The sequence below is a fragment of the Anaerorhabdus furcosa genome (assembly GCF_900167375.1).
Taxonomy (GTDB): domain Bacteria; phylum Bacillota_I; class Bacilli_A; order Erysipelotrichales; family Erysipelotrichaceae; genus Anaerorhabdus; species Anaerorhabdus furcosa.
In genome coordinates, this window is the sequence record NZ_FUWY01000001.1 from 218862 (window position 1) to 233366 (window position 14505).

The 14505-nt window shown below is 32.3% G+C and carries 12 protein-coding genes; all 12 read right to left on the reverse strand.

Features of this window, described 5'->3' with window-relative positions; translation table 11 throughout:
• Positions 1-76: 76 nt before the first annotated feature.
• Positions 77-616, reverse strand: coding sequence for a LemA family protein (locus tag B5D14_RS01155; RefSeq protein WP_078710745.1), 540 nt, complete (start codon positions 614-616; stop codon positions 77-79).
• 1 nt (position 617) lies between these two features.
• Positions 618-1475 (reverse strand): DUF3137 domain-containing protein, encoded by an 858-nt coding sequence (locus B5D14_RS01160; protein ID WP_159443679.1) that lies wholly within the window; start codon positions 1473-1475, stop codon positions 618-620.
• Positions 1468-2706 (reverse strand): bifunctional folylpolyglutamate synthase/dihydrofolate synthase, encoded by a 1239-nt coding sequence (locus B5D14_RS01165; RefSeq protein WP_078710747.1) that lies wholly within the window; start codon positions 2704-2706, stop codon positions 1468-1470. The genes B5D14_RS01160 and B5D14_RS01165 overlap by 8 nt, the downstream gene beginning before the upstream one ends.
• A 2-nt stretch (positions 2707-2708) precedes the next feature.
• Positions 2709-3374 (reverse strand): uracil-DNA glycosylase, encoded by a 666-nt coding sequence (locus B5D14_RS01170; protein WP_078710748.1) that lies wholly within the window; start codon positions 3372-3374, stop codon positions 2709-2711.
• Between the two features lie 36 nt (positions 3375-3410).
• Positions 3411-5042 carry a Na/Pi cotransporter family protein gene (locus tag B5D14_RS01175; protein ID WP_078710749.1) on the reverse strand — a complete coding sequence of 544 codons (1632 nt, stop codon included), beginning with the start codon at positions 5040-5042 and terminating at the stop codon, positions 3411-3413.
• A gap of 152 nt (positions 5043-5194) precedes the next feature.
• Positions 5195-6418 (reverse strand): aminopeptidase, encoded by a 1224-nt coding sequence (locus tag B5D14_RS01180; RefSeq protein ID WP_078710750.1) that lies wholly within the window; start codon positions 6416-6418, stop codon positions 5195-5197.
• Entirely contained in the window at positions 6411-7745 is a 1335-nt protein-coding gene (locus B5D14_RS01185; protein WP_078710751.1) for an alpha/beta hydrolase, read from the reverse strand. Before B5D14_RS01185 ends, B5D14_RS01180 begins: the two co-directional genes overlap by 8 nt.
• Positions 7746-7753: 8 nt before the next feature.
• Positions 7754-8002, reverse strand: a complete 249-nt coding sequence (locus B5D14_RS01190) for a zinc ribbon domain-containing protein (RefSeq protein WP_078710752.1) — start codon at positions 8000-8002, stop codon at positions 7754-7756.
• Complete coding sequence (secA, locus tag B5D14_RS01195; protein WP_078710753.1) at positions 8002-10314, reverse strand: preprotein translocase subunit SecA; 2313 nt, start codon at positions 10312-10314, stop codon at positions 8002-8004. The genes B5D14_RS01190 and secA overlap by 1 nt, the downstream gene beginning before the upstream one ends.
• 50 nt (positions 10315-10364) lie before the next feature.
• Positions 10365-12500 (reverse strand): type I pullulanase, encoded by a 2136-nt coding sequence (gene pulA, locus B5D14_RS01200; RefSeq protein ID WP_078710754.1) that lies wholly within the window; start codon positions 12498-12500, stop codon positions 10365-10367.
• Between the two features lie 68 nt (positions 12501-12568).
• Positions 12569-13729, reverse strand: a complete 1161-nt coding sequence (locus B5D14_RS01205; protein WP_078710755.1) for an ABC transporter permease — start codon at positions 13727-13729, stop codon at positions 12569-12571.
• On the reverse strand, positions 13722-14501 hold the full coding sequence (locus B5D14_RS01210; protein ID WP_078710756.1) for an ABC transporter ATP-binding protein: 780 nt from the start codon (positions 14499-14501) through the stop codon (positions 13722-13724). Before B5D14_RS01210 ends, B5D14_RS01205 begins: the two co-directional genes overlap by 8 nt.
• Between the last annotated feature and the right edge of the window lie 4 nt (positions 14502-14505).

A 14505-nucleotide genomic window follows, 5' to 3' on the forward strand; every position in this document is an offset into this window, starting at 1 on the left:
AACCCAAAGTCAAATTTTTTAAAAGCATCTATTCACCTTTTTAGAAAAAAGAAAGAAAGTAATTTTCATTACTTTCTTAAATTTGGATATTCACATTTTGTTTTTCATTTTCATTTGCTTCAAAGAAGTCAAATTTAGAAAATTTCATGATTGATGCAATAAGATTACTTGGAAACATTTCTACCTTTTGATTAAAGATGGAAACATTAGAATTATATAGACGTCGTGCAGCTTGTAAATGCTCTTCAACATCAAAAATACTTTTTTGTAATTGTTCAAAATTAGTACTTGCTTTTAAATCTGGGTAAGCTTCTGCAATCGCAAACAGTTTTGTTTGTGTCTCACTGTATTGATTCTCCAAATTTGATTTTTCTTTCATACTCATTGAATTACGTAATTCAATTACTTTTTCTAATGTTTCTGTTTCATGTTTTGCATATCCTTTAACACATTCCACTAAATTTGTAATGGTGTCATATCTCTTTACAAGTGCTACATCAATACCTGATGCACCTTCTTCAACTTTGATTTTATATTTAACCAATTGATTATAAATGTTAATTATCATGAACCCTACTATAACAACAATACCAATTACTATCCATATCATTTCCATTTTATTCCTCCATCAGCCTAAACTGTTCAATCATATCCTTTAAATCGTAAATATGTCCTTTATCAAACTCACTATCACTTGTTGTCACTGATTTTAATATACTTGGTTCAAATAGATTTTTTCCCGTATTTACTGCAACATGAAATTCATTATTCATAAATCCAAAATAAACTTCATGACTATTTTTCTTCCTAAAATCCATGATAACTTGCATGAATTGCGGTGTTAATAAATAGAAAGCTTCATGTTCATTGCTAGCATAGACATCAAACATTTTATTAAACTCAATACTTTCAAATTCAACTTTACTTGTTTTGGGACAATTTGAGAACATCCCTCCAGGTTTATTGCCAAAAAATGCATTTTCTTTAATAACCATAAACTCTGTAATATTTTTGGGGAATGAGAACACCATATATTGCCCTTGAAAGTTTGTAACCGTCGTTGTTGTTTTACCTGTTGATGTTACTGTTTGAATTGTTACATCACCGCGGTTAATTTTCACACCCTTGTATTCTAAACTAATTAAATCATCACTATAAAATCGGTTCCCCTCTGGGATTAAGTAAGAGTTTTTAATCTTTGATTCAGAATAACCACTTAAATCAACATTCACTGGTGTTTCAAATACTTCTTCAAATTGACTCGCTAAGAAATAATTCTTATAACGCATTTTGAATTCTTTATTTTTCTTACCACTAATTATAGCAGGTATAATACCAACTAAAACCAAAAAGAAAAAACCTGTAATCGCTAAAAGGGCTCCTATTGCAAATGTTACAATAGTTATCGTCGTCCACTTCAAGGCTTCTTTACGATATCCTTCTAATTCTTCTAATATCACTCGCTTATTATTCATCATTTCTCCCTTTTTCCAGACAATAATCACGTATCTCACTTATAAAGTATAAAGAACCACATACAATGCATGTTCCACTTTCCTCGGCATCACGAATTCCTCGATTAATGGCTTCTTTTGCATTTTCAATACATAGTATATCATCATATTGCTTTAAATTAATCGCATGTTCAACTCGATAGAAATCAAACTCTGTAACAATCAACTCATCTGCAACATTATAAATTTTCTCAACCATTTTTAATGCAGGTTTATCTTTTAATGCAGAGAATACAAATATCCATGGTTTAGGTAAGTTCTTAATAGAAGATAACAAAGCATCTATGCCCTCTTCATTGTGTGCACCATCAAGCAATAGAATAGGATGTTTTTTTACAATCTCAAAACGTCCCTCCCAATTACTTCTTTTAATTCCATTGAATAATTGATCATTGGTAATTTTTATTTTATTCATCCTACTTAATTCATTAAGTATCGTTAGTGCTACTGTTGCATTTTGCATTTGATAATTTGCTTTGCTTTGTATTTCATATCTTTTCTTATTAAAAAGAAATGATGCCTCATCTATTTTTATGACTTCTTTACATCGTATAATTTTTGAATGCATTTCATTAGCTTGTTTTAAGATTACATTAAATACAGAATCACTCACTTGACCAACAACACAAATAGAATCTGTTTTAATAATTCCTGCTTTTTCAAATGCAATCTTCTCTTTTGTATCACCAAGCAATTCCATATGATCTAAGCCAATGGATGTAATGCAAGATATAAGAGGATGATGCAAACAATTTGTACAATCTAATCTTCCTCCTAAGCCCACTTCAATAACCATGAAATCTACACTTTGCGTAATGAAAAACTCACACGCTATGATAAAATCAATCTCAAACATATTTAATTCATTTTCGATAAAGACTGAATAATATTCATTACAAATCCTCAAGAAGCTATCATCGTCAATCCACTTACCATTGATGCGTATCCGGTCTTGATGTTTAACCATATGTGGCGACGTAAATGTTCCTACTGTATATCCCGCTTCATTTAAGCAATCCTTTAAAAATGTACAAGTACTTCCTTTTCCATTAGTCCCTGCCACATGGATTGATGGAATCTTATCTTGAATATTTCCTAACCTTGTCATTAAACTTCGAAACGCTTCAATTCCTCGAGATGGATTTCTTTGCGCAGTAATCCACTCAATTGCTTGTTCAACTGTATTAAACATAGCTAGTCTTCAATCTTCCACATTACTGGTGCTTGATGATGAGCTTCAAGAAACTGATTGCATTTTGAAAAAGGTTTTGTTTGGAAAAAACCAGTATGTGCCGATAAAGGAGAAGGATGTGATGCCTCCAGTATCAAATGATTTGGATTTGTAATAAGAACCTTTTTATCGCGAGCATTTCTTCCCCAAAGAATAAATACCATTGGTTTTTCTCTGCGATTCAATTTGCGAATTACTTCATCAGTAAAAATTTCCCACCCTTTTCCCTTATGTGATAGGGGTTTTGAATCCTCTACTGTCAAAATTGTATTTAATAAGAATACTCCTTGCTTTGCCCACGACATCAAATAACCATGCTTCGCAATTGGATATCCTAAATCATTGTATAATTCTTTGTATATATTTAATAAACTAGGTGGTATAGCAACACCTTTTTGTACAGAAAAACACATCCCATGAGCTTGATTGGGTTGATGATATGGATCTTGTCCCAATATCACCACTTTTACATCAGAAAAATCTGTATTCTCAAAAGCAGCGAATACATTTTGCTTGATTGGATATATTTTTTTGTGTTCATATTCTTCATGAATAAAAGCTGATAATCGTTTGAAATAATCTTTCTCAAATTCTTCCTTTAAAAAAGGAGTCCATTCATTCTTAAACATAGTCTCACCTCTATAAGAAAACCATCTTACGATGGTTTATTTCTTATCAACAAAAACTGCTTTCGCAATATTGCAACAATGGTCAGCCATACGTTCCATATTACTTAAAATATCACAATATACTGAACCAGATATCATTGATGAACATTTTCCATCACGCATTCTTTCAAAATGTCTTTGACGTGATTCATATTCTAGTAAATCCATATAATTCTCATCTTCCATGAGTGCTTCATAACGTGCATAGTCTTTGGTCAAATAAATATCAATTGAACTGTTTACCATATGATAGAACAATTCATACATCGAATTTAATTCACCAATTGCCTCTTTTGTGAAATTTGATTTATCTTCTTTTACCATTTCATAGAATTCTGTAAGATTCACCGTAATATCACCAATACGCTCTAAATTTTTTACTACTTGTAAATCTAAATTGTACTCAACAAAATCAGATTCTGTCATATCAGCTTTTGAAATGAGTAACAAATAATCAACTATCTTTTTATCTAAACTATTAATTAATCCCTCTGCTTGCATGATATGTTCTTTATCTTCAGCATTTGCTTTTGGATTCATTAAATATTTTTGTGAGTCTTTAACATTGCGCTCTACCACTGCATTCATCTTCACAATAACTTCCTTAACAACATTCAATGCGGTACTTGGAAGTGTGTGTGGTAATACATCAGACAATCCATCAATATTAACATCCAATTTTTCTGGTTCATTACCAGGAATAATTTTACGAATAAGCGCACACATTTGTTTTAAGAATGGGAAGAACAAGAGTGTAGTAACTAAGTTGAATATAATATGCGCTACTGCAATCTGCATCATTGGCGATAAATTAAACATTCCCGTTAAGTAGATTACGATTTGAACATATGGGACTAAAAGTAACATTCCCAATAGTGTTCCAACTACGTTAAATAATGTATGTATACCAGCAGTTCGCTTGGCAGCAAGTGAGCCTCCAATTGCAGCAAAGATACCTGTAATTGTGGTACCAATATTTGAACCAAACACGAATGCGATGGCAGCCATTAATGGCATACCGCCAGCTTCATATATTTTTTGAACAACACCAATTACCGCTGATGAGGATTGTATTAATCCCGTCATGATTGTACTTGCAAGTAACGCTAAGATTGGTTGTTCACCTGCAAGTTGTGCAAATTCAATGAATTGCGGAATATCTTTTAATGCTTTTAATGCATCACCCATGATTCTTAATCCATAGAATAATAATCCAAAACCTAAAATTACTTCACCTAAGTAATGTAATTTTTTACGACTACCAAAACACAAGACAATTGCTCCTGCAAAAACAAAGAACAACGCAAATTTTTCTACCTTTAATCCAATAATAAACGCTGTAATTGTAGTACCAATGTTAGCACCCATCACTATTCCAGCAGCCTGTTCAAGTTTCATCAACCCTGCACGAACTAGTCCAATTGTTATTGCTGTAGTAGCAGATGATGATTGAATTACTACGGTAATCAACGTTCCAATTAAAACAGCCATAATTGGTTTAGTTGTATATTTATCAATATATTCTCTTAGCTTATCGCCTGCTAGGCTCTTTAAGCCATCTCCCATAAACTTAATTCCGAATATAAAGAGGCCAAATCCACCTAATATCGCATCCCAAGAAATGTTCATTGTTAGTCCCCCAAAGTTTACAGTGTTATTATAACAAGACATCATGATAAATTCATTCAAAATCGTACTTTTTTGTGAAAGTTTTAACCCACACCCAAAATAAAAGCCTTATTTCAAGAACATTAATTCTTAAAATAAGGCATAAACACTGATTATATAGCCCAAACTCCATTTTCAAATACTGTTATTTCTTCTTGATTCATCGTTGTACCTACTATTTTTAAATCTTCAGATCCAATCATAAAATCAACATGAATCATTGAATCATTGTAATTTTCTTTTTCAAAATCATCATTTGTCATTTTTTCATAACCTTTTAAGTTATTCTTAAATGCCATACCAAACGCAAGATGACAACATGCATTCTCATCAAACAATGTGTTGTAGAACATAATACCCGTTTTATTAATTGGAGAATCAAAAGGAACTAGTGCAACTTCACCTAAATATGCTGCTGCATCATCCATCTTTACCATTTCTTCCAAATATTTTTGTCCAACTTTTGCTTTAACTTTAACAGCTTTTCCTTTTTTAAACTGAATTGAGAAATCTTCAATTAAGTTTCCTTGATAAGATAATGCTTTTGTTGATACAACTTTCCCATCAACACGATATTTATCAGGCATTGTGAAAACCTCTTCAGTAGGCATATTCGCTACAAACTGAATACCACCTAAATGAGTCTCTTCAGCACTTAACCATACATGCTTAGGATGTAATCCTAGTGTTAAGTTTGTTCCATTTGATGAAGTATAAGTCAATTTATCAAAATGATAACGATTCATCTTACGTGCTTTTGTAGATAATGTTTTCTTATGTTTTTCCCAATTCGCAATTGGATCTCCATCTAGACGTGTACACTTGCAAATGGCATCATCCAATAAACGATATGCTTCTTCATCACTAACATTTGGGAATATTTTCTTAGCCCACTTCACTGAAGGCAAAGCTACGATAACCCATTGATATTGATTATCTTGTGCATCACGATAAGGTTTTAAAATTGGATAACGAGCTTGTCTTGCTTTTGAAAGTTTTCCTGTATCCACACCACTTAAATAATCTGGATCCTTATCTTCTACATAGATATAACAAGGTTTCTTATCTACATCATACTGTTCAATTGCTTCTTCATATTTTTCTACTGTACTTAATGATTTTAATGAACGATATTTACTATTCAGTTTTGAAATTGTTTCATCTTGGAAATTCACAATAACCTTACTTGCTTTTGCTTTATATGCTTCTTCAGTTAAATATTGTGCAAACTCTGCATTTTGTGGTGAAATCACAATTTTTACTTCTTGCCCTTTTTGCAAATTAATTCCTGATTGAACAACTAACTTTGCATAACTTTTTAATGTTTTCTTATCCATTTTTATCCCCTTTACTTAGTTCTCTATTATTTATCCAGTTTGCCATATCGTCAATAACATCTTGATTTACAGTAGCAGGCACTTGATAATCTTCTGTTGTTCCTTCGATTGTTGGCATAAACAAATGATTTAATCCTGGATATGATTTAAACATAACGTTGTCTTTTCCTTCGCTAAGTTTTTTCCATTCTTCATAATCATTGTCAAAGAATACTTGGAAGTCTTCTTCACCTTGAAGAATTAGCACATCACATTTTAATTCATCAAAGTAATTCTTTGCACGAGACTGATTCATTTGATACCAATAACTTAGTGGGAAGTTCCACACAACATAATCATCAGCTGTTTCTTCTGTTAATGCTTGTATCTTTACGATATTATCATCAATTGATTTAACTTGTCCTTCAAGTTCTTCCATTTTATACCCTTGATCTAAAAGGGCATTCAATTGTTGATCTTTTATAATTTCTTCAAGTCCTCGAGGTGATCCAGCTAGCGAAATAATTCCTTTTACCTCTGGATGATCATATGCAAGTCGAGGAGCTAACATGCCTCCTTGACTATGACCAATTACATAAATTTGATTGTGATTTACTGGCATATCTTCCAATTGATGAACTACACTTGAAAAATCATTAAAGTATTCCCAATCAAGTGAAGTCTCACGAACACCATCCCACTCAGGATAAGCATAATAACGCTTATCATAGCGAATCGATGCAATCCCTTGTTTTGCTAAACCATGTGCAATATCTTCAAATGGTTTATTACCATATACTTCTTCATTTAAATTTGATGAGCCAGATCCCTGAACCAAAATTACAACAGGTGGATTTTCAATACCATTTGGTACCGTTAGCATGCCATCTAACATATTTTCATAACCAACTTTTACAACTGTTTCTGTAAATTCTTCCGTTGTTACTGGTGCAATTTCTTCATGAACTGGATTAATTACAATACGATCAATCTCCATATTATCATCAAATCGAAGCATCAATTTCAAAGTTTTATTCTCATAGTTATACAATACATAACCTAGATTTCGATCATCAGGTCGATATGTTTGTACTTCCATATCCACAAATGAACCCGCATCCGCAATTAATGAATTCCATGCGGTCTTGATTTTTTCATCAGAAACATCTTTTTTTGTTTCTTTTGATAAATAACTAATTACCATCTTTGTATCTTGATCTTTAAGGGCATTACCTACCGCTGTTGTAACCATCTCTATGTTTTCAGATGTCACATCCAACTTCTCTTTTTTACTACATCCTGTTAGTAATAAACAACCTAAGAGGATTGCTAAACTTAGTTTTTTCATCCTATCTCCTATTCTGCATTCTCACTTACAATAGATTGAATTGCTTCTTCATATGTAATTTGATTAGCCCCATGACATATTGGGCAAATTTCAAAATATTTTGTTGATATTGGAATAATTGGTAAAAAGAATAATGAAAACCAATTGGTAATTTTAAGAACTTGCCATGGTGCGATATTATTGCATCGTCCACAACGAACTCTTTTTTGTACACCTAATATTTTCTTTGTTGATTTTGTACCAAAAATGATAAACATTATGCTTCCTCTTGTTTTTCTGGTTGACTTGTTAATGTAAAAATTGTTTGTTCTGTAATATTATCCATCATGTTTTCAAAACGTTCAATTGATTCTTCTTTGTAAGCATCAATTGGTTTTACAGATGCATATTGTCTTAAATAAATCCCTTTCTTTAATCGGTCCATATTATCAACATGATCCATCCATTGTCTATCTAGAATTGTTAAGAAGACTATTTTCTCAATTGTTTTATTATCTGGATATATTTGGCGATAATTACTTAATGCACTTTCTATCCAAATATTTTTTGCTTTATCTGATTGATTAAAGCCTTCTTCAATAGCTTCTTCACTTACTTTTAATCGCTTAAGTTGTTCATGACAATGAATACGATTTTGATTGGTTTTATCTTGATTGTATGATAATGCAAGTCGTTCAATTACTCGAACATATAAACTTTCAACAAGTTCAGTAATTTCTTCCATTGCTAAGATTTCGTCACGCTGAGAGTACACCATACGACGTTGTTCCATTAGAACATCATCATATTCCAAGACATTCTTTCTTGAATCAAAGTGCAATCCCTCTGCTCTTTCTTGAATTGAATCCACTAGTTTTCTCATTTTATCTTCACTTACTTTATCAGATTCGTAATCATCTATAGTTTCTTTCATATAATCAGTAGCAAATTTTTCTACCAAATCATCTTCCATTGATACAAAGAATCTAGAATAACCAGGATCACCTTGTCTTCCTGAACGTCCGCGTAATTGATTATCAATACGCTTTGATTCATGTCTTTCACTACCCAAAACAACAAGACCACCTAACTCAACAACACCTTCACCAAGTTTAATATCAGTACCACGTCCTGCCATATTGGTTGCGATAGTTACTGTTTTTCTTCTTCCAGCCTCTGCAACAATGTGCGCTTCCTTCGCATCTTCTTTAGCATTTAAAACTTGATGTGGAATTCCTTTTTTCTTAAGTAATTCTGATAAGTTTTCACTCATTCCTATACTAATTGTCCCAACAAGTACGGGTTGTCCTTTTTCATATAAAGAGACTACTTCATTTAAAATCGCTTCATACTTTTCTTTTTTAGTTTTAAATATTGCATCTGGATAATCAACACGTGCAATTGGACGATTGGTAGGAATTACATAAACACGCATATTGTATGTATTTAAAAATTCTTGTTCCTCTGTTTTTGCAGTACCTGTCATCCCTGATAACTTATTATATAAACGGAAGAAGTTTTGATAAGTAATTGTCGCAAGTGTTTTGTTTTCAATCTTAATTCCAACATTTTCTTTTGCTTGAATGGCTTGGTGCAATCCATCAGAGAATTCGCGCCCTTCCATTTTTCTTCCAGTAAATTGATCCACTAAAACAATTTCATCTTCTTGAACAACATATTCAACATCTTTTGACATTAAGAAGTTTGCACGTAATGCATTTTGTAAATAATGAATTAATTCAGCATTTTCAGAACCATACAAATGATCCATATTAAATGCTTTCTCTGCTTTCTTTATACCTGACTCTGTTAATGTCACAGCATTGTCTTCAAGTACAATTTCGACATCCTGTTCACGACGACAACTTTTTGCAAAAGCATCAGCTTTCATATAATAAGGAGATAATTGATCTCCCCACCCAGATAGTATAAGCGGTGTACGAGATTCATCAATCAATACTGAATCCACTTCATCGATGATTGCATAATGTAACCCACGTTGTACTCTACCTTCAAGTGTTTTCGCCATATTATCACGTAAATAATCAAAACCTAATTCTGAGTTTGTTGAGTAAGTAATATCACAAAGATATACATCCTTCTTTTGTTCAAATGAAAGACTGTGTAAATTCACGCCGACAGTTAAACCTAAGAAACGATAAACCTCTCCCATCCACTCAGCATCACGTGCAGCTAAATATTCATTCACGGTGATAACATGTGCACCTTTTCCTTCAAGTGCATTTAAATAGATTGGCATAGTTGCAGTTAATGTTTTACCTTCACCTGTTTTCATTTCAGCTACATCACCAAAATGCAAAAGAACTCCTCCAAGTATTTGTACAGGATATGGGAATTCACCCAATACTCTTTTTGCTGCTTCTCTACAAGTCGCAAATGCTTCTGGCAACAAACTTTCTAAAGATTCTCCTTTTGCGATTCTACTTTTATATTCATCTGTTTTGTTTCTAAGTTCATCATCACTACATTGGCTCATCGTATTTTCAAAAGTTAATACTTTCTCTTGAAGTTTTTGCGCCTTTGAATAATGACGTTGTTCACTATTAATTAAATTTGTTAAAAATCCCATATTTTTCTCCTATAAGTAAAAGGGGATTAAACCCCTTTATTATTTTACTCTTACATGACTGCACATACAAGTAAACTATATGCTTTAATCTGAATATCTTGTGAACTATGCAACTCTTTTACAAGCCCGTTTTCATCTAATAATAATGTGCATTTCTCATTAAAATGCAAATGACGATCTACCCCAAATGGATTTAGTATGATTTTCATTCCTTTGCAATTCCATTTGCTTTCTTGGTGATGAATTGTAATCGCAACTACATTGGCATCAAGATAATCAAAACTAATCTTCTCTTCAATCTCCAATGCACTTCTTAATCGAAATGCTTCAAACTTTTTACGCAAAATAATACAAGTTCGTGTATATTGTACTACATCTTCATAACGAATCATTCGGTCCCAATCCATTTGATTGATTGAGTCTGGTGAGTTGTATGTGTTGTGATAGCCTAGTTTTGTACGACAAAATTCTTGCCCTGCATGAAGAAATGGAACACCTTGCGAAAACAAGATACTTGCTATACACATTTTATGCTTCTTAATTCTTACCTCTCTTGTATCTTCCTTGCAACAGTCTTTAAGTTTATCCCAAGAGGTTTGATTATCATGACATTCTACATAGTTAATGGATTGTCTTGGTTCTTGAAAGATACGAAGTGCATTGCTGCTTTTTACATTACCGCAAAAACTACTTGCGACATTATAAGCCAAATCACCATCACCCGTACAATATCCTTTAACAAATGATTCTGTTTCAGATGACTTCCCTTTAATTGAATCTCTAAAGTAATCATTAAAGTGTCCTACATCAGGCATCTTCGCATTATTCGAGATACATGCCTTGTTTTCTTCACTAAGGTAGGTTGGTAGATTCCAGCCTTCCCCATAAATCATACAATTTGGTTTTAATTCTTTTGCTGCTTTTACAATACGATTCATTGTATCCACATCCAGTATTCCCATCAAATCAAATCTAAATCCATCAATGTCATATTTTTGAATCCACATTTTTATGTTATCAATCATATATTTTCGCATCATGAAACGACAACTATCCGTATCATTACCACAATATGAACCATTTGATAGTGATCCATTCTCATGATATCTAAAATAATAATATGGAACAATTAAGTTCAAGTTTGATTTTGATAAATCATAATGATGATTTAATACTAAATCGAGATTTACTCTTATACCCACATCATGAAATGAACTAACCACTTTACGCAATTCGTTTACACGTGTTAATGGATGATTTGGATTTGTACTATAAGACCCTTCTGGACAGAAATAATTCAATGGATCATATCCCCAATTATATTGTCGATTTGGATTATCTTCATCAATTGTCGCAAAATCAGCAACAGGCATGAGTTGAACGTGTGTTACACCCAAAAGACGGATGTAATCAAAACCAGTAGGTCTACCATTATTTTTTGTATTTCTTTCAATTAATCCTTCATACTTACCATTCTTTTTTGTTCCACTTGTACTGCTTGATGTCATATCACGAACACTAAGTTCATAGAGTATTGCATCTGTTGGATGTTGAAACTCTGGTAATGTACGCGTTGACATCGCCACAAATTCATCTTCATTTAAAATTGCGCTACGCCCACCATTGGATGTAGACGACAATGCATACGGATCAGTTGCTTCATGTACCTCATCATTTACATGAACTAAATAAGTGTATGTACAATTCTTTAAATCTTCTTCAACATGCAATCGATATACACCACAATCACTTCTAGTCATTGCAACTATTTTTTCTTCATGTTGTTTTTTTATTGAACATTCTACGCGATGAGCAGTAGGTGCCCATAGCGCAAATTTTGTTCCCGAAGGATGATATTGATTACCTAAATCATTTCCATCATAACTAAATGTTTCATCAAACATTCGAGTACGTACTATAAATCGGATTTGAAGCGTTGCTTGAAATCCATGATTATCAACGATTTTATATTCTATTCCTAATTCTATCTCAGCTGGTACAATACAATCATATTGTGTATAAGCAGTATGATCCACCACACTGCGAATAACACAATCACTGCAATACCCTTTACTGTTCTTTAAATAAAATGAATCAACTTTCCCATGATAAAAACGATGTGACACATAGATTGTCACTTTTCCATAATCATCTAAATAAGCTTCAATGCTTCTATCTTGTCTCATAAATACCTCTAACTATATGTCTTATTATAGCATTACCTTAGTCAAAAGAAAAAGGCGAGAAATCTCGCCTAAAACATGCACTTTTCGCTATTAAACATTTTTGCTAATACAAAGACAAAGATAAATGTATAAATCAAGTTTGCAACAAGTGTAATCGCGAAGTAAATCGGATTTAAGGTAAATCCAAAGATTCCATTCATACATGCTACATTATTATACAAAGGAATAAGTGCTGTAATTAAACTTGGCCCCTTATCCGAAATCATCATTGAACTAACACCAATTAGCATTACAACAATCATAAGCGGCATAATCGCAGTTGTTGCTTCCTTAACACTCTTTGAATAAGCTGAAATGATTGAAATCAAAGAAATAATAATAAGAATACTCGATAAAATAATGACTAACAACATGACATAATCCATCATAGAGTATGCCATTGCATTTACTCCATCCATTTGACCACCATATAATTTAGGTAATGATAAAATTGTACCCAAGAAACTAGATAGACCTGCAAGTAATGAAATAATACTCAAACTTATAATTTTACCTATCGCAAGTTCACTACGTTTCATTGGTGTAACAAGAAGAGTAGCAATCGTACCTCTTTCCTTTTCACCAGCAATTGATTCAGGAGCAATTCCCATACAACCACTAAAGATAAAAATCATAAGAAGCATTGGTAACATCATCGAGAATATTTCTCCAGTTAAATCTTTTTCAGATGCTAAATCATATGTAATACTTTGATCAACATTGACATCAAATACATTGGATAATGTATTTTCATATTGACTCAACACTGCTATCAATGCGCGGTAAGCACTGCTGGAATCTGATTTTGTAGAATTATAATAAATTTCAACATTTGGAATCTGTGAATGTGTTTGAATATCTTCTTCAAAATTCTCTGGGAATATAATCGCAACATCAATTTCCTTATTCTCAATTTGTGTTAATACTGCATCTAATTCATTTTCAGTAAATCCTCTAAAATCATATTTTGTTTCTTGAAATAATGGTTCGATTTCTGAAGGTATTTCATTCACCACAATCTTTGGGATATAGGTAGAATCCCCTTCCATTTTATTCAAGAATCCACTACCCATAAATGAATAAAGTAAATAAATCATTAACCCTGGAAATAATACAGTTGTGAATACTAATTTTTTATCTTTAAAGAAACGAGCTAACTCTTTCTTAATAATCGTTACTATGTTATGCATCGATACGTCCTCCATGAGCTTCAAAGATTTCAAAGAATCTTTCTTCCATACTCATTCCATCTTGAATGCGTTCTAACGTATCTGCACAAACCATTTCGCCATGAATGATAATCCCTACACGGTCACAAATTTTTTCTACTAAACTAAAAATATGTGTTGATACGATAATGCTCTTTCCTTGTTTCTTTAAATCCAATAGAAAATCAGTTACCACTTTTGCAGTTAAAATATCCAATCCATTTGTAGGTTCATCAAAAATAATAATATCTGGATCATTAACAAGTGAAATAACAATTGATACTTTTTGTTTCATCCCTGTTGATAAATTTTCTATTTTCACTTCCGCAAATTCATCAATACCAAATCGTTTGAACAGTTTTTCTTTTCTACTTTTACATGTTGCTACATCAACACCATATAAATTACTGAAAAAATCATATAAATAATTTGGAGTAAAGAAATCCTCTAATTTTAATTCGCTCGTAAGAAATCCAATCTTTCCTCTTACTGCTCCTGGATCTTTAACAATACTACTACCATCCACTAATGCATCACCAGCATCAGGTTTAATTAATGTTGCAATCATACGTAGCGTAGTCGTTTTCCCTGCACCATTTGGTCCCAATAACCCAAATATTTCTCCACGATATGCATCAAATGAAATACCATTAACTGCTACTTTCTTTTTATCTTTTGTTTTCTCTAACTTCATTTGTTTTTTTGAAAGTGTAAATGTTTTCTTTAAACCCTCTACTTTTAAAATCGTTTCCATGTCA

Coding starts and splice junctions, on each gene's coding strand:
- B5D14_RS01155 (WP_078710745.1), bottom strand. CDS start 616: ATGGAAATGATATGGATAGTAATTGGTATTGTTGTTATAGTAGGGTTC.
- B5D14_RS01160 (WP_159443679.1), bottom strand. CDS start 1,475: ATGAATAATAAGCGAGTGATATTAGAAGAATTAGAAGGATATCGTAAA.
- B5D14_RS01165 (WP_078710747.1), bottom strand. CDS start 2,706: ATGTTTAATACAGTTGAACAAGCAATTGAGTGGATTACTGCGCAAAGA.
- B5D14_RS01170 (WP_078710748.1), bottom strand. CDS start 3,374: ATGTTTAAGAATGAATGGACTCCTTTTTTAAAGGAAGAATTTGAGAAA.
- B5D14_RS01175 (WP_078710749.1), bottom strand. CDS start 5,042: ATGAACATTTCTTGGGATGCGATATTAGGTGGATTTGGCCTCTTTATA.
- B5D14_RS01180 (WP_078710750.1), bottom strand. CDS start 6,418: ATGGATAAGAAAACATTAAAAAGTTATGCAAAGTTAGTTGTTCAATCA.
- B5D14_RS01185 (WP_078710751.1), bottom strand. CDS start 7,745: ATGAAAAAACTAAGTTTAGCAATCCTCTTAGGTTGTTTATTACTAACA.
- B5D14_RS01190 (WP_078710752.1), bottom strand. CDS start 8,002: ATGTTTATCATTTTTGGTACAAAATCAACAAAGAAAATATTAGGTGTA.
- secA (WP_078710753.1), bottom strand. CDS start 10,314: ATGGGATTTTTAACAAATTTAATTAATAGTGAACAACGTCATTATTCA.
- pulA (WP_078710754.1), bottom strand. CDS start 12,500: ATGAGACAAGATAGAAGCATTGAAGCTTATTTAGATGATTATGGAAAA.
- B5D14_RS01205 (WP_078710755.1), bottom strand. CDS start 13,729: ATGCATAACATAGTAACGATTATTAAGAAAGAGTTAGCTCGTTTCTTT.
- B5D14_RS01210 (WP_078710756.1), bottom strand. CDS start 14,501: ATGGAAACGATTTTAAAAGTAGAGGGTTTAAAGAAAACATTTACACTT.